Below are 20126 nucleotides of genomic sequence, written 5' to 3' on the forward strand. Positions count from 1 at the left end.
GCCTTTCCTTTGTCGTCAAAGAAGTGGTATTCAAGATACGTGTAAGCGTCACGAGATTTGAGATTAAGAGGAGGAAGTCCAGTGGACTTCAGGTATTTTTAAACAAAAAAACCGCTACTCAATTAAGAATAACGGTTTTTATTTTTTTACTTGATTGCCTTTCCTTTGTCGTCAAAGAAGTGGTATTCAAGATACGTGTAAGCGTCACGAGGTATAATTTTCACCCATTTTTTATGTTCAAAAAACCATTTTGAACGTATTGATGGAAAACCTTTCTCAAGGTATGCTGCCACAAAAGGATGTACATGAAGTGCAACTTTTTTATGGGCTTTAATAATTTTTTCAAGGCTAAACGCTATTTTATCAATAATCAAAATTGGAGCTTCAATTTCCCCATTTTCATTAGGATCTTCTTCTCTAGTTTTGATATTTACTTCTGGTCTAACTCTTTGTCTAGTAATTTGAATTAATCCAAATTTGCTAGGAGGCAAGATTTTATGCTTGGCCTTGTCGTCACTCATTTCTTCTTTTAAGTAATCGTACAACTTTCTGCGGTTGTCTGGATTTTGCATATCAATGAAATCCACAACAATAATTCCTCCCATGTCTCGTAATCTCAATTGTCGTGCAATCTCTGCAGCAGCAATCATGTTTACTTCTAAAGCAGTATCTTCTTGGTTTCGAGCTTTGTTTGATCGATTTCCACTATTCACATCCACAACGTGTAATGCTTCAGTGTGTTCGATTATTAAATAAGCTCCTTTACTCATAGAAACTGTTTTTCCAAAGGAAGTTTTAATTTGTCTTTCCACGTTATATTTCTCAAATAAAGGTAAGTCTTTCGACTGATAGTGTTTTACGATAGACGCTTTTTCTGGAGCTATTTCTTGCAAATAGTCCTTGGTTTGCAAATATAATTCTTCATCATCTATATGAATACTAGTAAAAGTATCATTAAATACATCTCTCAAGATGGAGGAAGCTTTATTAACTTCTCCTAAAACTTTTGATGGATGATGAGCAGTTTGCAGCTTCTTACACATACTAGACCATTTGTCTAATAAGTTTTGAAGATCTTTGTTTAGTTCAGCTACTTTTTTGCCTTCGGCTACTGTTCTCACAATAACACCGAATCCTTTTGGTTTAATAGATTGAACCAATCGTTTTAATCGTTCTTTTTCTTCTTTTGATTCTATTTTTTGCGAAATAGAAACTCTATCCGAAAACGGAACTAAAACAACAAATCTACCAGCTAACGAAATTTCAGAAGAAATACGTGGGCCTTTTGTAGATATTGGCTCTTTAACTACTTGAACAAGAAGTGATTGATTGGCACTGATAATATCAGCTATACTACCATCTTTATCAATTTCTTTTTCAAAAGGAAAATTTTTGAGTGAATAATCTTTTATTTTACCTGCGCTTACAAGTTTTATAAACTTCATCATTGTAGGAAGATTTGGACCTAAATCATGATAATGCAAAAAAGCATCTTTTTCATAACCTACGTTTACAAAAGCAGCATTTAAACCAGCTACTGGCTTTCTTATTTTTGAAATAAAAATATCGCCAACAGCAAAATTAATTCCGCTACTGTTTTCTTCTTCTTTGTGAAGTTCAATTAGTTTTCCATCCTTTAATAAGGCAAAATCTACAGCGTCTGAACTTGATCTAATAATTAATTCTTTGTTCAAAAGAGTACATTTTTATCTATGATAAAGGTGATTGGCTTTTGGTAATTGGTAATAGGTATCAAAACCTAAAACCCATAACTTATAACCTATAACCTACTTTCACAGATGGATTAAACAATAATTTTTACAGGATTTTTACCCGATAACCAATCCTTACGATTGGTTTTTTTCAAAGAACATCTTTTTTTTCTAAAAAAGAAAAAGTAGTTAAATACTACTTTTTCTTCTTGTGACGGTTAGCTCTCGCTCTTTTCTTACGCTTGTGCGTTGCTACCTTATGTCTTTTTCTTTTTTTACCACTTGGCATAATGTTGTTGGTTTAGATTAATAAATAATTATACGGCTATTTCAGTTTTTGTTTTAACTCCTTCTACGAACACTTTTGCAGGTTTAAATGCTGGAATGTTATGTGCTGGAATTTTAATAGTAGTGTTTTTTGAAATATTTCTACCTGTTTTTTCAGCTCTAGTTTTGATGATAAAACTTCCGAAACCTCTTAAATAAACATTGTCACCCGATTCTAAAGAATCTTTTACTTCTTCCATAAATGTCTCTACAGTAGCTTGAACATCTCCTTTTTCAAGTCCTAATCTGTCAGAAATTTTTGCTACGATATCTGCTTTCGTCATTTTTCTTGCGTATTAATTTTATTCTAATTTTTTTGAGAGTGCAAATATAGGAATTAAAAAAACAATATTTCAAGCTTAATCAATTATATTTTAATATAATAAAGTTAATTTTGCGTCAACAACAATTTTTATGTCTTTTTCTAACTCTTTAATTCATTGGTATTTACAAAATAAAAGGGATTTACCTTGGCGAAATACTACTGATTCTTATACGATTTGGCTTTCAGAAATAATTCTACAACAGACTAGAGTTGCTCAAGGTACGCCTTATTTTGAGGCTTTTATTTCAACCTTTCCTACTGTTTTTGATTTAGCGAAAGCCAATGAAGAACAAGTTTTAAAATTATGGCAAGGTTTAGGATATTATTCTAGAGCCAGAAATCTTCATGCTACGGCAAAATATGTTGTTGATGAATTAAATGGTGTTTTTCCAACATCATATAATGAGTTAATTAAATTAAAAGGAATTGGCGAATATACTGCAGCTGCAATTGCTTCCTTCTCAGTTAACGAAAATGTAGCTGTTTTAGACGGAAATGTTTATAGGGTTTTGGCAAGATATTTTAATGTTCATAATGATATTTCTGTTTCTTCGACTAAAAAAGTGTTTCAAGAATTAGCTAAAGAAGTGCTTCCTAAAAAAAATGCACATATATATAATCAAGCAATAATGGAATTTGGTGCTCTGCAATGTGTACCAAAAAGTCCAAATTGTTCTGAATGTACTTTTTCTGATAGCTGTGCTGCTTTGCAAAATAAAACAGTAGCCATCTTGCCTATAAAATCAAAAAAAACAAAAGTGACTAGTCGTTACTTTAATTATATTGTTTTTGAAGATTTGAACGGAAATACAACAATTAATCAACGTTTGGGCAAAGGTATTTGGCAAAATTTATATGAATTTCCGGTAATTGAAATTGACTCGATAATTAATGAAGATGAAATTATCAATTTAATAAGTAAAGAATATTCTAACATTACAAACATTATATTTTTACCAACTTATGATGTTGTTCATAAGTTGTCACATCAAACGCTATATATTCAATTTATTAAGGTTCAAATATCGACCGAATTAAAAGATTTTATTTCAACACACGATTTAAAAAAACTTCCTTTTCCTATAGTTATTCATAATTTTATAGAAAGATATTTCAGCTAATTAAAATATTTAGTACATTTGATATAATTAAAATTATAAGCCATGAGCGGAACATTGAACAAAGTTATGTTAATAGGTCATTTAGGTGACGAAGTAAAAATGCATTATTTTGATGGAGGAAACTGTATTGGTAGGTTTCCATTAGCTACAAATGAAATTTATATCAATAAAAGTACAGGTGAAAAAATAACTTCTACTGAATGGCATAATTTAGTAGTTCGTAATAAAGCTGCTGAGATTTGCGAAAAATATTTATCAAAAGGAGATAAAATTTATGTTGAAGGAAGAATAAAATCGCGTAATTGGCAAGCTGAAGATGGTTCAACTAAATATACTACAGAAATTCAAGTAACAGAATTTACTTTTTTATCCACAAAGAAAGATTCTGACGCTAACAAACAAAATTTTCCTTCAAATGAAAATGATAGCACAAAAAAGACTAATTTTGACGCACAAAATGAAGCGCCAAATCAAAAAGACGATTTGCCTTTTTAATGTTTAACTAATACCTACAAATTTGGACTCAGATCCTTCCAGTTTTATAAATACAATAGATTTTAGTTTAGTTTTTGGGCTAGTTGGTGTAGCCTTTTTATTGTTGTGTTCTGCCTTTATTTCAGGTTCTGAAGTGGCTTTGTTTTCGCTTGATCAGAAAGATCTTGATGATTTAGAATCAAATGACAGTCACAAAGGAAAATTAATTTCCGATCTTTTAGATAGACCCAAAAAATTATTAGCCACAATTTTAATAGCCAATAATTTCATTAATATTGGAGTTGTAATTTTATTTACCTCGATAAATGAAAAATTATTTAGAGCTATAACTTCTTCAACGATTCAGTTTTTGGTTGAAGTAATTCTTTTGACTTTTTTAATATTACTTTTTGGCGAAGTTTTGCCTAAAATATATGCTAGTAGAAATAATGTAATTTTTTCTAAAATGGTTTGTATTCCTATTGCTTTTTTAAATAGAGTTTTGAGCCCTATTAGTGTTCCAATGCGAAATATTACGGTCTTTATTGAAAAGAAATTTAGTGTGCAAAAAACAAATTTTTCGGTTGACCAGTTGTCACAAGCTTTAGAACTTACAGATCAAAAAGAAACAACTTCAGATGAACAAAAAATTTTAGAAGGAATTGTGACTTTTGGTAACACAGATGTTAAGCAAGTAATGAGTCCAAGAATCGATATTTTTGCTATCGAGTTTTCTGAAAGTTTTACAGAAATAATGTCAAAAATCATTGAAAAAGGATATTCTAGAATTCCAGTTTACAAAGAAGGAATAGATCACATAGAAGGTGTTTTGTTTATTAAGGATTTAATTCCATACATTGATCATAAAGATTACGAATGGCAAACTTTGTTAAGAGAACCATTTTTTGTTCCTGAAAATAAAAAGTTAGATAATCTTTTGAAAGAATTTCAAGGCATGAAAAACCATTTAGCAATTGTAGTTGATGAATATGGTGGAACTTCTGGATTGGTCTCTTTAGAAGATATTTTAGAAGAAATAGTTGGAGATATTAGTGATGAATTTGACGATGTAGACATAAGTTACACGAAAATTGATGATAAAAATTACCTTTTTGATGGAAAAGTAAGTTTAAAAGATTTTTATAGAGTAGTTGATGTTAGTGAAGAAAAATTTGAAAATGCAAAAGGTGAAGCGGAGACTTTAGCTGGTTTTATCCTTGAAATATCTGGAAATTTTCCAAGAAAAAATGCAAAACTAGTATTCGATACTTGTAAATTTAGCATAGAAAGTGTTGACAAACGAAGAATAAAACAAGTAAAAGTTACGTTACCATAACAAATAGATTAAAATGAATAAATTTTTTGCTCTTGTTGGATTGGCTATTTGTTTACAGTCATGTAATGAAGATGCTGTTCCTAGGCCAACAAGTCAGTTGCGTTTAGATTATCCTACGCCTACGTATAATTCAAAAGAATCAAAATATCCATTTTCTTTAGATGTCAATGACTTTTCTACGATTACTTCAAAAGATAACGGTGCAATAGAAGTGCATTATCCAAAAATGAAAGCAACAGTTTATTTAAGTTATAAAACTGTAAATAATGATTTAGAAAAATTATTAACGGATGCTCAAAAGCTAACATACAAATTACATGTTATGAAAGCTGACGAAATCACTGAACAGCCTTTTGTAAATCCGGATAAAAAAGTATATGGTATGTTTTATACTGTTGGTGGTGATGCTGCATCAAATGCATTGTTTTATGCTACTGATAGTACAAAAAACTTCGTTACAGGAAGTGTTTATTTTTACACTAAACCCAATTACGATTCTATTTTGCCGGCTTCAAGTTATATAACAAACGACATGAAAAAGATGTTGGAAAGTATTAGGTGGAAGGAGTAAAAAAAATCACCTCTAGTTAAAGAAATGATTTTTTTATACTGTTTTGAACCTGAAAAGAGTTCGAGTTTACAAAGTATTACGACTTCACTTTAGAAACTTTGTACAAATCTCCACCAGCAACACCTTCAACGGTTTTGGTGAGTTTTTCTTGGTTTAATTTATCAGCATCATAAGTTACTGTTGCTGTTTTTGTTTCAAAATCAACTTTAGCTTCAGTAACACCGTCTAATTTTTTAAGTTTTCCTTCAATTAAACTAGCACAACCAATTTGGCAAGTCATTCCTTCGATTTCGAAAGAAGCTGTTTGTGGGTTTGCAGTAATTGTTTTAGGGTTTTCTGTTGCAATGGTTTCTGTTTCTACAACAATAGCTTCGGTTGATGTTTCTTTATCGTTTTTACAGCTAATTGTAGCTAAAGCTAAAGTTGCAACTAAAAAGGTTTGTTTTACTATTTTCATGATAAATTTTATAGTGTGTAATACAAAGGTACAAATTCTGTTTTTTTTAAATGTTACAATTATCACAAACGAACTAGTGTGTAATTTATATTAATATCAAAATAAAGTCGCATTTTTGCACTTTATAAATTTTAACTTACTGAATTAAACTCAGCATAAACATGGAAAACAATAAAAAATGGTATTTACTAGTCTTTCTAGGCTGTGTTTGGGGAAGTTCTTTTATTCTAATGAAATTAGGGTTGAAAGGTGTAAATCCTATTCAAATGGGAAGTTTGAGAATCTTGTTTGCTGCTGCTTTTTTGGTTGTGGTTGGATTTAAACACATTGCTAAAATTCCTTTGCATAAATGGAAATATATTGCACTAACATCAATGTTTGGAACATTTTTACCTGTTTATTTATTTGCTATTGCGTTGTCAAAAATTGATGGCTCTATAAGTTCAATATTAAATTCACTGACACCTTTAAATACATTAATTGCTGGAATTTTGCTATTTCAAATGGACGTGCAGCGGAGACAAATTTTTGGAGTTATTATTGGTTTTGTAGGTTGTGTTTTGCTAGTTTTGTTTGGTGAAGGACAAAATAATACTGAAAATTATTATTATGCACTGTTGATTGTTTTGGCTTCTGTTTTTTATGGAATAAATGTGAATCTTATTAAAAAATATTTATCCGATTTAAAGCCATTAACTATTAGTACAGGGAATTTTTTAGTTATGTTGTTTCCGGCTTTATTGGTGTTGTTTTTTTCTGGATTCTTTGAAATAGCTGATGAACCTAAGGTGATGACTTCATTAGGATATATTGCAATATTAGGAGTTATAGGGACGGGTTTGTCTAATATTTTATTTTTTAAATTAATCCAAATATCTTCTCCCGTTTTTGCTTCATCGGTGACTTATTTAATTCCAGTTGTCGCAATAATGCTTGGTTATTTTGTAATGGATGAAACATTGTCATTTGTCCAAGGAATTGGCGCTTTAGTTGTTTTGTTAGGAGTTTATTTTTCGAGTAAAAAATAGTTTAATTAATTTATAAATAAAAAAAAGCCATTCTTTTTACGGAATGGCTTTTAAGTTTATGAGGCTATTTTTTTATTCAAAATCTTTAGCTGTAACACCTTCGTTAATTTTTACTTCTTGAGTAACAAATTCTAATTCCATTCCAACATTCATAACAATATTGTATGGAAATTTGATTCCTTTTACTTCTTTGTAATCTGTAAAGTTTGTCACTTGAGTCATTGTTTGACCACCTTGTTCTTGTTCAACAGATTCAGCTATTTTTAATCCAGATTTTACATCATACATTGTAGTTTTGTTTCCAAGTGTTAAAGCATATGCATCAGCACCATTTACGGATTCAATTCCTTTTAAAACAACATCTTTATTGTTTACTAATAACAGTTCTGGGAAAGTGAATGCTACTTCTTGCATTTCTTTTAATTTGTCACCATCAAATTCTTTTCTTTGCCCTTGTTGAACTGCATAAGCACCTTTGTCTGTAACTACCATTTTCATTATGGTCATTCCTTGCATAGACATTTCTGAAGACATTTTTTTATCACTAGATGTTTTGGCTGTCAATTGTAATTCTTGTCCTTGAACAGAAGCTTTTGAGATAATTACAGTAGATTTAACAGCTTTCAAGGCTTTTTCTCCACCAATTGCATTGATGTAGTTTTCTAAAACTGTTTTAGCGGTAACACCCTTTGGAATGTCTTTTTTAATTACTGGTTTGTCAACTTTATTACCAAAACGATCAAAATACATAACTGGAATTCCAGATTTTTCTAATCCAGGTAAAACATCAGCTGCTTTTCCTACAACAACAATTCTTAAATTATCAGCTAAAAAGTATTTGTTTGCAGCAGCTTTTATGTCTTCTGCAGTAACTGCGTTTATGTTTTTGATGTAATTTTCATAAAAATCGTCAGGTAAATTTTGAGTTTCTTTGTTTAAAGCGTAGAAAGCAACCGTTTCTGGTTTTTCGATTTGCATTACAAAGTTTCCAACATACTTAGCTTTTGCGTTTTTTAAATCTTCTGCAGAAACTAAATCATTTCTCATTCTTTTTACTTCGTTCAAGATTTCAACAATTGCACTATCAGTAACTGAATTTCTAACAGAAGCACCAGCTCTAAATTTTGAAGTGTATTTTCCAGAACCTATTGAAGAATATGAACCATAAGTCCAACCATGTTTTTCACGCAAGTTTAAGAATAATCTTCCTTCTCCACCGCCACCAAGAATTTGGTTGGCTAAAAGAGCAGCATAATATTCTTTGTCAGTCATTTTTAAATTTGAAGTGTTTATCACAGCAATCTCAGATTGAACCGCATTTGACATGTCTACAAAATTAACTTGTGTGTATTGAAGGTCAGTAGGTTCTGTAAAAGAAAGTTGTGGTGCAGTTGCTTTTTTCCAACCTTTAAACGCTTTTTCAACTTGTTTTTTAATATCTTTTAATTTTACATCTCCAATGATCACTAAATAGGCATTTTCAGGTACGAAATTAATATTGTAGTTTAATTTTACATCAGCTAGTGAAACATTGTTTAATGTTTCCTCGCTAACATATTCGCCTCTAGGATGATTTTTTCCATAAACTAAAATATTTTCAACTCTTCTTGCATTAGCAGTAACATTTTTCTCATCAGACTTAAGGTTTTCAATCATTTTAGATTTTTCCTTATCAAATTCTTCTTGAGTAAATTTAGGAGTTAAACTACCTTCTGCCATTAATTCTAAAATTCTTTCAGAATATTTTGATAATCCGCTTCCTCTAGCTCCACTTGAATTGAAGTTAATGTTTGCACCAAGAAAATCAATTTCTTCGTTAAATGCTTCTTTTGATGTTTTTTCTGTTTCATTACCAATCATTGCGCTCAACATGTCATCAACTCCTTTTTTATTTCCTTCAACATAAGGAGTGTTGTCGATTGTTAATGTGTAAGAGACTCTAGGTAGTTTTGAATTTTCAACTACTAAAACTTTTAATCCGTTTTTAAGTTTAAAAGTTTCAGGTTTTTTGATATTTATGCTTGGAGCTGGACCAGATTTTGGCATCGGTCTATCTTGTGCCGTCATTGTTGTCATAAAGAACAAACTAGTTACTATGTATAATAATTTTTTCATGATATGTGTTCTTATTTTTGAGTTTTATCAGTTGCAGGCATGTAGTTTAAAAGCAATCTTTGATTAGTGTTCAAGTATTTTTTAGCTACATCTCTAATTTCTTCTTTAGTGATTGATTTGTAAATATCCAATTCGGTATTAATTAAATTAACGTCACCATATAACATATAATAAGTAGCTAAATTACTTGCAATTCCTTCAACACTAGTATTACTGTTTACGTATTGATTTTCAAAAATATTTCTCAATTTTTCTAAATCTTTGTCTGAAATTAATTCAGTTTGAACTTTTAAAATTTCTTCGTCAATTTCTCTATTGATGTCATTTTGTGTAAAACCTTCCATTGGAATTCCTAGTAAAATGTACATACTGTAATCTTCTTGACTGAAATTAAATGCACTTATTTGAAGTGCCATTTTTTTCTCATCAACGATTTTTTTGTATAAAACAGAACTTTTTCCGTCTGATAGATATGTAGATAACATATCAAGAACTCTTGCTTCTCTTGTTTTCATTGAAGGAGTTCTATAAGTTTGAACAAACATTGGTTTTTGAATGTTTGAATCTTCCCAAGTAGCGTTAATTGTTTCAGTAATTGGAGCTTCTTCTGCTTTATTTCTTTTGATTGTCGCTCCTTTTGGAATTGAACCAAAGTATTTTTGAACCCATTCTTTAGCTTGCCCTTTTTCAAATTGACCAGCAATAACTAAAACAGCGTTGTTTGGAATATAGAATTTTTTATTAAATGCTTGAAACTCTTCTAAAGTTGCAGCGTCTAAATGTTCCATTTCTCCAATTGTTGTCCATTTATAAGGATGTGTTTTGAATAAGTTTTGTTTAACAGCTTTAATTAAATTTCCATAAGGCTGATTATCTACTCTAAGTCTTTTTTCTTCTTTAACTACTTCGTTTTGCGTGTCAACACCAATTTGGTTGATTACAGGATGCATTAATCTTTCTGATTCCATCCATAATGCTAATTCTAAATTATTAGAAGGGAAGACTTCATAGTAGTAAGTCCTGTCGTCAGAAGTATTGGCATTATTTTGACCACCATTTGCTGTAACGATTTTAAACCATTCTCCTCTTTCAATGTTTTTTGTACCTTCAAATAAAAGGTGTTCAAAAAAGTGAGCGAAACCTGTACGGTTTGGTTGTTCGTCTTTAGCACCTACATGATACATTACTGATGTAATAATTACTGGTGCAGAATTGTCTTGATGTAGAATAACATGTAAGCCATTGTCTAAATCAAATTCTTCAAAAGCTACGTTTTGAGCGGTAGAAATACTTCCTATCATAAGCATTGCGCTTAAAGCTATTAATGATTTTTTCATAAAATGAAGTTGTTGTTTTTTAATAAGTTGCTAAATTCGTAAAAAAGTTACAGTTTTCTAGTAAAAAAGTGCTAAAAAATTATTTACACTAATGTGTTGTGTATATAGTAATTAGTTGTATATTTGCAACCTTAAAAAAATTAATTTAAACACATTGTTATGTACGCAATCGTAGAGATAGCAGGGCAACAATTTAAAGTTAGCAAAGACCAAAAAGTTTTTGTACACCGTTTATCAGAGGATGAAGGTTCGAAAGTTACTTTCGACAAAGTTCTTTTAGTAGACGATAATGGTACAGTTACTCTAGGCGCCCCAGCTATAGAAGGTGCTTCTGTTGAAGCCAAAGTGTTAAGACACTTAAAAGGAGATAAAGTAATCGTTTTCAAGAAGAAAAGAAGAAAAGGGTACAAAAAGAAAAATGGTCATAGACAATCATTATCTCAAATCGTAATTGAAGGAATTTTAGCAACTGGTTCTAAGAAAGCTGCTCCTAAAAAGGAAGAAGCAAAAAAAGAAGCTCCAGCTAAAGCTCAGAAATTAGTAGAAACTCCTGCTGCTGAAGCGAAAGCTCCAAAAGCAAAAGCTTCTAAAAAAGGAGATGATTTGAAATTGATCGAAGGAGTTGGTCCTAAAGCTGCTGAAGTATTAGTTGCTGCAGGTATTGATACTTTCGCAAAATTGGCTAAAACTTCTGCAGAAAAAGTAAAAGAAATTTTAGATGCTGCTGAAGCTAAAGTACAACATTTAGATCCAGGTACTTGGGCACAACAAGCTCAATTAGCTGCTGATGGTAAAATGGACGAATTAAAAAAATTACAAGACGAATTAAACGGTGGTAAAGCTGTTTAATTTTAATATTAACTTATAAAACCAAAACATCATGGCTCACAAGAAAGGTGTCGGTAGTTCGAAGAATGGTAGAGAATCAGAATCGAAACGTTTAGGCGTTAAGATTTATGGAGGACAAGCTGCAATTGCTGGAAACATTATCGTAAGACAAAGAGGTTCTAAACACAATCCGGGTGAAAACGTTTACATGGGTAAAGATCATACTTTACATGCAAGAGTTGACGGATTAGTTAAGTTTCAGAAAAAAGGAGAGAACAAATCATTTGTATCTATAGTTCCTTTTGAAGCATAATTAGTTAAACTTCAAAAATATAAAAATCCCAATTCGAAAGAGTTGGGATTTTTTTGTTTATATACTTTTATCCTGAACTTGTTTCAGGATCTTTTCAAGCGATTTCTGATGCTGAAATGAAATCAGCATGACAATATAGAAATATTTTATGAATAGAAATCGATAGTGCAATAGTGATAGCAATGGCAGCTTTTGCAAAACTTTGATAAATGGTTTTGCAAAACTAGAATGGATAGCGCGGTGCCTTGGCAATTGCCCAACAAAAAAAACCCTCACATTTCTGCAAGGGTTTTGTCTTAATACTTAATACTAAAGTCTTTATATTAGTATCTGTAATATTCTGGCTTGTATGGTCCTTCAACCGGTACACCAATATATTTAGCTTGATCTGGTCTTAATTCTTCTAATTCAACACCTAATTTTGCTAAGTGAAGAGCCGCTACTTTTTCATCTAAATGTTTTGGTAACATATAAACTTCATTTTTATAAGCTGCAGTGTTTGTCCATAACTCTAATTGAGCTAATGTTTGGTTTGTGAATGAATTACTCATTACAAAACTTGGGTGACCTGTAGCGCAACCCAGGTTAACTAAACGACCTTCAGCTAAGATAATGATATCTTTTCCGTTAATTGTGTATTTGTCAACTTGTGGTTTGATTTCAACTTTAGAAGCTCCATGAGTTTTGTTCATCCAAGCCATGTCGATTTCATTGTCAAAATGTCCAATGTTACAAACGATAGTCTTGTCTTTCATCTTTTCGAAATGAGAAGCCATTATAATATCTTTATTTCCAGTAGTTGTAATGATGATGTCAGCATTTGCAACAACTGTATCTAATTTTTTAACTTCAAAACCGTCCATTGCAGCTTGTAAAGCACAAATTGGGTCAATTTCAGTAACTGTTACAATTGAACCTGCACCTTTAAATGAAGCAGCAGTTCCTTTTCCAACATCTCCATATCCACAAACAACTACTCTTTTTCCAGCTAACATAATATCTGTTGCTCTACGAACTGCATCAACTGCAGATTCTTTACAACCATATTTGTTGTCAAATTTAGATTTAGTTACTGAATCGTTAACGTTGATTGCAGGAATATGTAATGTTCCGTTTTGCATTCTTTCGTATAAACGGTGAACTCCTGTAGTAGTTTCTTCAGACAAACCTTTAATGTCAGCAATTAATTCAGGGAAACGGTCAAAAACCATATTTGTTAAATCTCCACCATCATCAAGAATCATGTTTAATGGTTTTCTGTCTTCACCAAACCATAATGTTTGTTCGATACACCAATCAAAATCTTCTTCATTTAAACCTTTCCAAGCATAAACTGGAATTCCAGCAGCAGCAATTGCAGCAGCAGCGTGATCTTGAGTTGAGAAAATATTACAAGAAGACCAAGTAACATCAGCACCTAGAGCTACTAAAGTTTCAATTAAAACGGCAGTTTGGATAGTCATATGTAAACATCCAGCAATTCTAGCTCCTTTTAAAGGTTGGCTTGCACCAAACTCTTCTCTTAAAGCCATTAATCCTGGCATTTCAGCTTCAGCTAATTCAATTTCTTTTCTTCCCCAGTCCGCTAAAGTAATGTCTTTAACTTTATAAGGTACATAAGTTGCGATTTTTGTACTCATCTATTGTATATTTGTATTATTAATTTTAAAGTGCAAAGGTAAGGAATTACTTTTTGTTTTTAAAATCGTTTCGCTTATTTTGTGAATTGTTTAATAGTATAATCAATTGAAATTCAATGCCATTACATAAAATCATTTATTTATCAAACAATACTAAACTGTATTTGTGGAAAATTACAGAAAATTTGGATACACTTTCTAAAGATATGCGTTTGAAAGATTCTTCAATTGCAAGATTAGAATCTATGAAATCTGAAAGTCATAAAAAAGGTTTTTTGTCTGTTAGAAAACTATTAGAGCATATAGATTATAATGATTTTGATTTATACTATGATGAATTTGGAAAGCCCAATTTAAAACCTCAAGGTTGTTCAATAAAAGATATGCATATTTCAATTTCTCATTCACATGACTTTTCAGCAATTGCGATAAGCGAAAAAAACATCGGAATAGATATTGAAATTTTAAAAGATAAAATCGTAACAATCGCGCCTAAATTTATGGATATTACTACTTTGGAAAATTTGAGTAGTGAAGATAAAATAAAGAAAGCAACAGTTATTTGGGGAATAAAAGAAAGTATTTTTAAAATTAAGAACGAACCAGGGATAAGTTTTCCAAATCATATTTTTGAAGAAAACTTTAAATTTGAAGACAAAAAAACTGCTGCATTATTAAAATTTAACAATAAGAATGAAAAATTCTATATTGAATTTGATTCTTTTGATGGTTATATGTTTGTTTGTGCTTTTGAAAATAATTAATGAAGAATATTTATCAAGAAATACTAGATTCTAAAAAGAAGAATAAAAAGCTACTTGCTATATTAATTGATCCTGATAAGGTTCAATTTGAAAAATTAGATAAGTTAATTGAGAAAATCAATCAATCATTTGCAACACATATTTTTGTTGGAGGAAGTTTGGTTGAAACGAATCAAATAGATGTTATTATTCAAAAGATTAAACAGAATTGTAAATTACCAATTTTACTTTTTCCAGGAAGTCCATCACAAATATCAAAAAACGCTGATGGTATTTTATTTCTAAATTTAATTTCAGGAAGAAATCCAGATTATTTAATAGAACACCAAGTTAACGCTATTCCAATCCTTGAAAAAACTGCTTTAGAAGTGATTTCTACAGGGTATGTTTTAATAGAAAGTGGAAAAGAAACAGCAGTTGAACGTGTGAGTCAGACAAAACCTATTGATAGAAATAAAATTGATTATGTTTGTCAAACCGTAAAAGCTGGTGAATATATGGGGAACAAGTTGATTTATTTAGAAGCAGGAAGTGGTGCTGAAAAAGCAGTTCCATTAGAAATGATTGAAGCAGTTTCTAAAAAAATAGCTATTCCTTTAATTGTTGGCGGAGGAATTAGGTCTAAAGTTGAAATTGAGAACGCTTTTAAAGCTGGAGCTGATTTAGTTGTAATTGGAACTGCTTTTGAAGATAATCCTAATTTTTTTGAAGCATGATAGAGTTTTTATTTTCTCAATATAGTGACTATGAAACGCTAGATATAGTTTTAGAAGTAATAGCTATTTTGTTTGGTTTAGCAAGCGTTCTTCTAGCAAAGAAAAACAATATATTAGTTTTTCCAACTGGTATAATTAGTACAATAATTTTCGTTTATTTACTGAATAAGTGGGGTTTAGTTGGTGATATGTTAATTAATGGTTACTATACAACTATGAGTATTTATGGTTGGTATATTTGGACAAGAAAAACGGATGACAAACCAGAGTTTCCGATTTCGAAAGTCACAACTAAAGAAATTTATTACGCCATCATTATTTTTCTAATAACAATGGCTTTTGTTGTAATAGTCTACAAATATTTTAATAAATTTACAGATTGGACAGCTTATGTAGACACTTTTACAACTGGAATTTTCTTTGTAGGAATGTGGCTGATGGCAAAAAGAAAAATAGAAAACTGGTTGCTTTGGATTGTTGGAGACTTAGTTTCTGTACCTTTATATTTTTACAAAGGATATACTTTTACTAGTATTCAATATGTTATATTTACTGTAATTGCAATATATGCTTATTTAGAATGGAAGAAAGACTTAGCAAAAAAGACATAAAACAAATTCAAGAAAAAGGGATTTCATTACAAAAAATTGAACAACAACTTCAATTTTTTGTAAGTGGAGTTTCTAAAGTAAATCTTGAAAAATCAGCTTCAATTAATGACGGAATTATGTTTTTTTCTAACAAAAAAAAAGAAGAATTATGTCGTTTTTTTGATGAAAATAAAGGTAATAAATCAATAAATAAATTTGTTCCTGCAAGTGGTGCTGCAAGTAGAATGTTTAAGTTTTTAACTGAGTTTTTAACTGAGTTTGATTCTGAAAAAGGAACAATAAATGCCTATATTAATCACAAAAAAGAACATGACTTACCTGTTTTTTTAGTAGGATTAAAAGATTTTCCTTTCTATGCAGAAGTAAAAGAGAGGGTTTTACAATTACATCCCAATTATTACAATTTAGAAAAAGATGAAAAGGATTATTTATTTATAAAAACCCTTTTGTCTCCAAATTGTTTTGATTTTTCGAATAAGCCAAAAGGAATTTTACCTTTTCATAACAAGAATAATACTATTTTAACCCCAGTTGAAGAACATTTAAATGAAACCATTTTTTATAAAAAAGAAGGTGAAAAAGCGAAAGTTCATTTTACAATTTCAAAAGAACATCATAATCATTTTGATGCCATTATAAAAAAATATCCTGAAGTTAATGTCTCATACTCTTTTCAAAAAGAATCAACTGATACTATAGCTGTAAACCTAGATAATACTCCATTTAGAACAGAAGAAGGTAGTCTTTTGTTTAGACCAGGTGGACATGGTGCCTTAATTGAAAACTTGAACCTATTAGAATCAGATATAATTTTTATTAAAAATATTGATAATGTATCGCAAAATCATATTGTAGACATTATTAAATATAAAAAGATTTTAGGTGGATTGTTGTTAAAAAAACAACGACAAATTTTCGAATATTTAGAACAATTAGAATTAAATAATAGTACAGAAGAATTAATAAGTGAAATTAAAAATTTTGCAAAAGAAAAGCTTAATCTTTCATTGCCTATTAACTTTGATAAATTCCAATCAGAATATAAAATCGAATTATTATTTAACGAATTAAATCGACCAATTAGAGTTTGTGGAATGGTTAAAAACGAAGGAGAGCCAGGTGGAGGACCTTTTTGGGTAAAAAACGAAAATGGCTTGTCATCTTTACAAATTGTAGAAACTTCTCAAATTAATTTAAAAGATAAGGAACAAAAGAAAATTGTTGAATTTGCAACACATTTTAATCCTGTAGATTTGGTTTGTGGAATAAAGGATTATAAAAACAATAAATTTGATTTAACTCAATTTGTTGATGAAAAAACAGGTTTTATTGTTGAAAAAAACAAGTTTGGAAAACCCATAAAATCTTTTGAATTACCTGGTTTGTGGAATGGGGCAATGGCAAATTGGATAACTTTATTTGTTGAAGTGCCTTTGTCAACATTCAACCCAGTAAAAACGGTAAATGATTTGCTAAAACCTTCTCATCAACCTGAAGATAAAGAAGCATAAAATGAACAAAGATATTTTACTTACTGAAATAAATTATAAAGCTGTAAGAAGCAGCGGTGCTGGTGGTCAAAACGTAAACAAAGTTTCGTCTAAAGTGGTTTTGAGTTTTGATTTAGATAATTCTAACGGTTTAAATGAGAATGAAAAAAACTATCTAAAAGAAAAATTAGCTTCAAGACTCACACAAGATTTTATCTTAATTTTAAATTGTGATGAAGATAGAAGTCAAGTAAAAAACAAATCTATTGTCACCAAACGTTTCATAGGTATTCTTGAAAAAGGTTTGACAAAACCTAAAATAAGAAGAGCAACAAAAGCGACTAGAGCTTCTAAAGAAAGAAGACTGAAAACTAAGAAAACAACTTCAATTACTAAGCAAAATAGAAAAAAACCTGAATTATAGTGTTAAGAATGATGTGGTTAGAAAAAGTTTAAAAAATCTTAATACTTAATACAAAAATCTTAATACTTTCAATTATATTTGCACCGTCTCAAAGGGGTGCTCTAAATAACGAGCTGAGATTATACCCATAGAACCTAGAACAGGTAATGCTGTTTAGGGAGGACAGAAACGTTAAGAAAATGTTCAGTGAACATTTTTAGTGAATGTGCCAGCCGATGCGCTGGAGATTTTTAACGCAATGTCCAATGTTTAACAATTTTAATTTTAACCAAAGAATAATTACCCCTTTTATTCGTATAATTTATTTACGAATGAAACAATTATTTGCAAAAAGTACAAAGTACAAAGTACAAGGTACAAAGACTTATTTAAGTCTATTCGCTTTATTTTACTCGGTTTTTGCTGTTTCTCAAGAAACAGAAACAGATTCAACAAAAGTTACACAACTAAAAGAAGTTGTATTAACATCTGTAAGAGCAAAAGAAAAAGACCCTATCACTTTTACCAATATTTCTAAAGAAGAAATTGCTAAAAGAAATCTTGGGCAGGACATTCCAGTTTTATTAAACTTTCAGCCTTCTGTTGTAACAACGACAGATGCAGGAAATGGTGTGGGTTACACTTACATGCGTGTAAGAGGTTCGGACGGTTCTCGAATTAACGTGACTTTAAATGGTGTTCCTTTTAACGACAGTGAGAGTCAAGGTACTTTCTTTGTTAATTTACCTGATTTTGCTTCATCTATACAAAGTGCTCAGTTGCAAAGAGGTGTTGGAACATCAACAAATGGTGCAGGAGCTTTTGGAGCAAGTTTAAATGTAGAAACAAAATCATATCAAGAAGAAGCTCATGCTGAAATTGCGAATTCTGTTGGGAGTTTCGGAACAAGAAAACATACTTTAGCTTTTGGAACAGGTTTGCATGATAATTTCGAGATTAATGGTAGATTATCTCAAATAGCATCAGATGGTTATATTGACAGAGCCTCAACTAATATGTTTGGTTACTTCTTGAATGCTAATTATGTAAAAGAAAATACTTTAATAAAATTTTTGGCTTTTGGAGGAAAAGAAAAGACTTATCAAGCATGGTATGGACTAGAAGATGAAGAAAAGCTTAAAGACGACAGAACTTACAATCTTGCAGGACTTTATTTTGACGAAAATGGAAATGAAAAGTTTTATGATAATGAAACCGATAATTATTGGCAAAATCACTTTCAATTGCATTGGTCTGAAAAATGGTCTGAAAAATGGAATTCAAATATAGCTTTACATTATACTTTAGGGAAAGGATATTTTGAACAATACAAAGAAGATGAAGATTTATCAGACTATAATTTACCTGATTTTAATGGAAATTCAATTTCAGATTTAGTTCGAAAAAGATGGTTGGCTAATGACTTTTTTGGAGCAACGGCATCTTTAAATTATGATTTTAAGAAAACTAATTTTCAAATTGGTGGAGCAGCAAATCGTTATTTAGGAAAGCATTATGGAGAAGTAGTAAATACACAATTTTATGTTCCTGGAGCTAATCGCTACTATGACAATTTTGGAAACAAAGATGATGTAAATGTATATGGTAAAATATCTCACGAAGTAGTAAACAAAGTAAGCGTTTTCGCAGATTTACAATATAGAATGGTTTTTTATCAAGCAGATAGTTACAAGTTTGATGATGATGTAAATGACACGTTTCGTTTCTTTAATCCAAAAGTAGGATTGAATTATCAACTGAATAATTCCAATATGTTTTATGGTTATTTCGGAATTGCCAACAAAGAACCAAGAAGAGATGACTACGAAAATGGAAGCACAAAGCCAGAACGTTTAAAGGATTTTGAACTAGGATGGAAATATAACACTAAAAAATTAAAAGTGAATACCAATGCGTTTTTCATGGATTATACTGATCAGTTAGTGTTAACGGGTGCTTTAAATGATGTAGGTTCACCTGTTTTTACCAATAGTGGAAAAAGTTATAGAGTAGGAATTGAAATTGATGCACAAATAGAAATATTGGATAATTTATTCGTTCAGCCAAATGTAACACTTAGTCAGAATAAAAATAAAGATTTCAACTTTCAACGTGATGGTGTTTTGAGAAATTTAGGCGATACAGATATTTCTTTTTCTCCAAATGTAATTGCTGGTGGAAATATTACTTTTTTGCCAATCAAAGCATTGCAAGTTTCTTTATTATCTAAATATGTTGGAAAACAATTTATGGGAAATATTGATTCAGAAAAATCAGAATTAGAAGCTTACTTTATCAATGATTTAAATATAAACTATGAATGGAAAATCAACAAAGGAATAAAATCTATTGTTTTCTCTGGATTAGTTAATAATATATTTGATATTGAATATGAGTCAAATGGTTATTTCTACACTTATGATGATGATTATTCAAATCCTCCCGCAGTAACAACAATTGAAGGAGCAGGATATTATCCACAAGCTGGAATAAATTTCTTAGCTGGAATGACTCTGAAATTCTAAATAAAAAAAATAAAAAAGGGAAGTTTAATAACT

The 20126-nt window shown here is 30.4% G+C and carries 19 protein-coding genes and 1 riboswitch; of the genes, 13 read left to right on the forward strand and 6 right to left on the reverse strand.

Going from position 1 to position 20126, the window contains the following annotated elements:
* Nucleotides 1-146: 146 nt before the first annotated feature.
* Together AAC008_RS14415 and AAC008_RS14420 are read right to left on the reverse strand one after the other, a co-directional pair.
* On the reverse strand, nucleotides 147-1694 hold the full coding sequence (locus AAC008_RS14415; protein ID WP_339890167.1) for a ribonuclease E/G: 1548 nt from the start codon (nucleotides 1692-1694) through the stop codon (nucleotides 147-149).
* Between the two features lie 335 nt (nucleotides 1695-2029).
* Nucleotides 2030-2323, reverse strand: coding sequence for an HU family DNA-binding protein (locus AAC008_RS14420; RefSeq protein ID WP_026716764.1), 294 nt, complete (start codon nucleotides 2321-2323; stop codon nucleotides 2030-2032).
* A gap of 130 nt (nucleotides 2324-2453) precedes the next feature.
* On the opposite strand from AAC008_RS14420, the gene mutY reads away from it, so the two are divergent.
* Genes mutY through gldD form a run of 4 tightly spaced genes read left to right on the forward strand, consistent with a single transcriptional unit; the run spans nucleotide 2454 to nucleotide 5866 of the window.
* Nucleotides 2454-3485: an A/G-specific adenine glycosylase gene (mutY, locus tag AAC008_RS14425; protein WP_339890168.1), complete on the forward strand. Its 1032-nt coding sequence runs from the start codon at nucleotides 2454-2456 to the stop codon at nucleotides 3483-3485.
* 42 nt (nucleotides 3486-3527) lie between these two features.
* Complete coding sequence (gene ssb / locus AAC008_RS14430) at nucleotides 3528-3980, forward strand: single-stranded DNA-binding protein (protein WP_339890170.1); 453 nt, start codon at nucleotides 3528-3530, stop codon at nucleotides 3978-3980.
* 22 nt (nucleotides 3981-4002) lie between these two features.
* Complete coding sequence (locus AAC008_RS14435; RefSeq protein WP_339890171.1) at nucleotides 4003-5295, forward strand: gliding motility-associated protein GldE; 1293 nt, start codon at nucleotides 4003-4005, stop codon at nucleotides 5293-5295.
* Nucleotides 5296-5308: 13 nt separating this feature from the next.
* A complete protein-coding gene (gene gldD, locus AAC008_RS14440; protein WP_339890172.1) occupies nucleotides 5309-5866 on the forward strand; it encodes a gliding motility lipoprotein GldD in 558 nt (185 codons plus the stop codon).
* A gap of 76 nt (nucleotides 5867-5942) precedes the next feature.
* Here the strand turns inward: gldD and AAC008_RS14445 are convergent, their stop codons facing one another.
* A complete protein-coding gene (locus AAC008_RS14445) occupies nucleotides 5943-6323 on the reverse strand; it encodes a heavy metal-associated domain-containing protein (RefSeq protein WP_339890174.1) in 381 nt (126 codons plus the stop codon).
* Between the two features lie 161 nt (nucleotides 6324-6484).
* Between AAC008_RS14445 and AAC008_RS14450 the strand changes: the two genes are divergently transcribed.
* Nucleotides 6485-7351: a DMT family transporter gene (locus AAC008_RS14450; protein WP_339890176.1), complete on the forward strand. Its 867-nt coding sequence runs from the start codon at nucleotides 6485-6487 to the stop codon at nucleotides 7349-7351.
* A gap of 72 nt (nucleotides 7352-7423) precedes the next feature.
* Here the strand turns inward: AAC008_RS14450 and AAC008_RS14455 are convergent, their stop codons facing one another.
* Nucleotides 7424-9466 carry a pitrilysin family protein gene (locus AAC008_RS14455; RefSeq protein WP_339890178.1) on the reverse strand — a complete coding sequence of 681 codons (2043 nt, stop codon included), beginning with the start codon at nucleotides 9464-9466 and terminating at the stop codon, nucleotides 7424-7426.
* 11 nt (nucleotides 9467-9477) lie between these two features.
* Nucleotides 9478-10803 carry a pitrilysin family protein gene (locus AAC008_RS14460; protein WP_339890180.1) on the reverse strand — a complete coding sequence of 442 codons (1326 nt, stop codon included), beginning with the start codon at nucleotides 10801-10803 and terminating at the stop codon, nucleotides 9478-9480.
* A gap of 159 nt (nucleotides 10804-10962) precedes the next feature.
* Between AAC008_RS14460 and rplU the strand changes: the two genes are divergently transcribed.
* Nucleotides 10963-11652, forward strand: a complete 690-nt coding sequence (rplU, locus tag AAC008_RS14465) for a 50S ribosomal protein L21 (protein ID WP_339833307.1) — start codon at nucleotides 10963-10965, stop codon at nucleotides 11650-11652.
* Between the two features lie 31 nt (nucleotides 11653-11683).
* A complete protein-coding gene (gene rpmA / locus AAC008_RS14470) occupies nucleotides 11684-11944 on the forward strand; it encodes a 50S ribosomal protein L27 (RefSeq protein WP_339833310.1) in 261 nt (86 codons plus the stop codon).
* 323 nt (nucleotides 11945-12267) lie between these two features.
* Here the strand turns inward: rpmA and ahcY are convergent, their stop codons facing one another.
* On the reverse strand, nucleotides 12268-13584 hold the full coding sequence (gene ahcY, locus AAC008_RS14475) for an adenosylhomocysteinase (protein WP_339890182.1): 1317 nt from the start codon (nucleotides 13582-13584) through the stop codon (nucleotides 12268-12270).
* A 116-nt stretch (nucleotides 13585-13700) separates the two neighbouring features.
* Between ahcY and AAC008_RS14480 the strand changes: the two genes are divergently transcribed.
* The 6 genes from AAC008_RS14480 to AAC008_RS14505 all read left to right on the forward strand — a co-directional run bounded on the left by AAC008_RS14480 (nucleotide 13701) and on the right by AAC008_RS14505 (nucleotide 20093).
* A complete protein-coding gene (locus AAC008_RS14480; RefSeq protein WP_339890183.1) occupies nucleotides 13701-14348 on the forward strand; it encodes a 4'-phosphopantetheinyl transferase superfamily protein in 648 nt (215 codons plus the stop codon).
* Nucleotides 14348-15064: a geranylgeranylglyceryl/heptaprenylglyceryl phosphate synthase gene (locus tag AAC008_RS14485; protein ID WP_339890185.1), complete on the forward strand. Its 717-nt coding sequence runs from the start codon at nucleotides 14348-14350 to the stop codon at nucleotides 15062-15064. Before AAC008_RS14480 ends, AAC008_RS14485 begins: the two co-directional genes overlap by 1 nt.
* Complete coding sequence (gene pnuC, locus AAC008_RS14490; protein WP_339890187.1) at nucleotides 15061-15675, forward strand: nicotinamide riboside transporter PnuC; 615 nt, start codon at nucleotides 15061-15063, stop codon at nucleotides 15673-15675. Before AAC008_RS14485 ends, pnuC begins: the two co-directional genes overlap by 4 nt.
* Nucleotides 15645-17186 carry a DUF4301 family protein gene (locus tag AAC008_RS14495; RefSeq protein WP_339890188.1) on the forward strand — a complete coding sequence of 514 codons (1542 nt, stop codon included), beginning with the start codon at nucleotides 15645-15647 and terminating at the stop codon, nucleotides 17184-17186. The genes pnuC and AAC008_RS14495 overlap by 31 nt, the downstream gene beginning before the upstream one ends.
* Before the next feature lies 1 nt (nucleotide 17187).
* Nucleotides 17188-17589 (forward strand): alternative ribosome rescue aminoacyl-tRNA hydrolase ArfB, encoded by a 402-nt coding sequence (gene arfB / locus AAC008_RS14500; RefSeq protein ID WP_339890190.1) that lies wholly within the window; start codon nucleotides 17188-17190, stop codon nucleotides 17587-17589.
* Nucleotides 17590-17671: 82 nt separating this feature from the next.
* Nucleotides 17672-17767: riboswitch (TPP riboswitch) on the forward strand.
* Between the two features lie 133 nt (nucleotides 17768-17900).
* Nucleotides 17901-20093, forward strand: a complete 2193-nt coding sequence (locus AAC008_RS14505) for a TonB-dependent receptor (protein ID WP_339890191.1) — start codon at nucleotides 17901-17903, stop codon at nucleotides 20091-20093.
* Nucleotides 20094-20126 lie beyond the last annotated feature (33 nt).

This window comes from uncultured Flavobacterium sp., assembly GCF_963975515.1.
Classification (GTDB): domain Bacteria; phylum Bacteroidota; class Bacteroidia; order Flavobacteriales; family Flavobacteriaceae; genus Flavobacterium.

What these genes read in the sequence shown, in the direction of transcription:
- AAC008_RS14480 (WP_339890183.1), top strand. Translation starts at nt 13,701, where the DNA reads ATGCCATTACATAAAATCATTTATTTATCAAACAATACTAAACTGTAT.
- AAC008_RS14420 (WP_026716764.1), bottom strand. Translation starts at nt 2,323, where the DNA reads ATGACGAAAGCAGATATCGTAGCAAAAATTTCTGACAGATTAGGACTT.
- AAC008_RS14460 (WP_339890180.1), bottom strand. Translation starts at nt 10,803, where the DNA reads ATGAAAAAATCATTAATAGCTTTAAGCGCAATGCTTATGATAGGAAGT.
- arfB (WP_339890190.1), top strand. Translation starts at nt 17,188, where the DNA reads ATGAACAAAGATATTTTACTTACTGAAATAAATTATAAAGCTGTAAGA.
- AAC008_RS14485 (WP_339890185.1), top strand. Translation starts at nt 14,348, where the DNA reads ATGAAGAATATTTATCAAGAAATACTAGATTCTAAAAAGAAGAATAAA.
- AAC008_RS14445 (WP_339890174.1), bottom strand. Translation starts at nt 6,323, where the DNA reads ATGAAAATAGTAAAACAAACCTTTTTAGTTGCAACTTTAGCTTTAGCT.
- ssb (WP_339890170.1), top strand. Translation starts at nt 3,528, where the DNA reads ATGAGCGGAACATTGAACAAAGTTATGTTAATAGGTCATTTAGGTGAC.
- rplU (WP_339833307.1), top strand. Translation starts at nt 10,963, where the DNA reads ATGTACGCAATCGTAGAGATAGCAGGGCAACAATTTAAAGTTAGCAAA.
- AAC008_RS14505 (WP_339890191.1), top strand. Translation starts at nt 17,901, where the DNA reads ATGAAACAATTATTTGCAAAAAGTACAAAGTACAAAGTACAAGGTACA.
- mutY (WP_339890168.1), top strand. Translation starts at nt 2,454, where the DNA reads ATGTCTTTTTCTAACTCTTTAATTCATTGGTATTTACAAAATAAAAGG.
- AAC008_RS14495 (WP_339890188.1), top strand. Translation starts at nt 15,645, where the DNA reads ATGGAAGAAAGACTTAGCAAAAAAGACATAAAACAAATTCAAGAAAAA.
- pnuC (WP_339890187.1), top strand. Translation starts at nt 15,061, where the DNA reads ATGATAGAGTTTTTATTTTCTCAATATAGTGACTATGAAACGCTAGAT.
- AAC008_RS14455 (WP_339890178.1), bottom strand. Translation starts at nt 9,466, where the DNA reads ATGAAAAAATTATTATACATAGTAACTAGTTTGTTCTTTATGACAACA.
- rpmA (WP_339833310.1), top strand. Translation starts at nt 11,684, where the DNA reads ATGGCTCACAAGAAAGGTGTCGGTAGTTCGAAGAATGGTAGAGAATCA.
- gldD (WP_339890172.1), top strand. Translation starts at nt 5,309, where the DNA reads ATGAATAAATTTTTTGCTCTTGTTGGATTGGCTATTTGTTTACAGTCA.
- AAC008_RS14450 (WP_339890176.1), top strand. Translation starts at nt 6,485, where the DNA reads ATGGAAAACAATAAAAAATGGTATTTACTAGTCTTTCTAGGCTGTGTT.
- ahcY (WP_339890182.1), bottom strand. Translation starts at nt 13,584, where the DNA reads ATGAGTACAAAAATCGCAACTTATGTACCTTATAAAGTTAAAGACATT.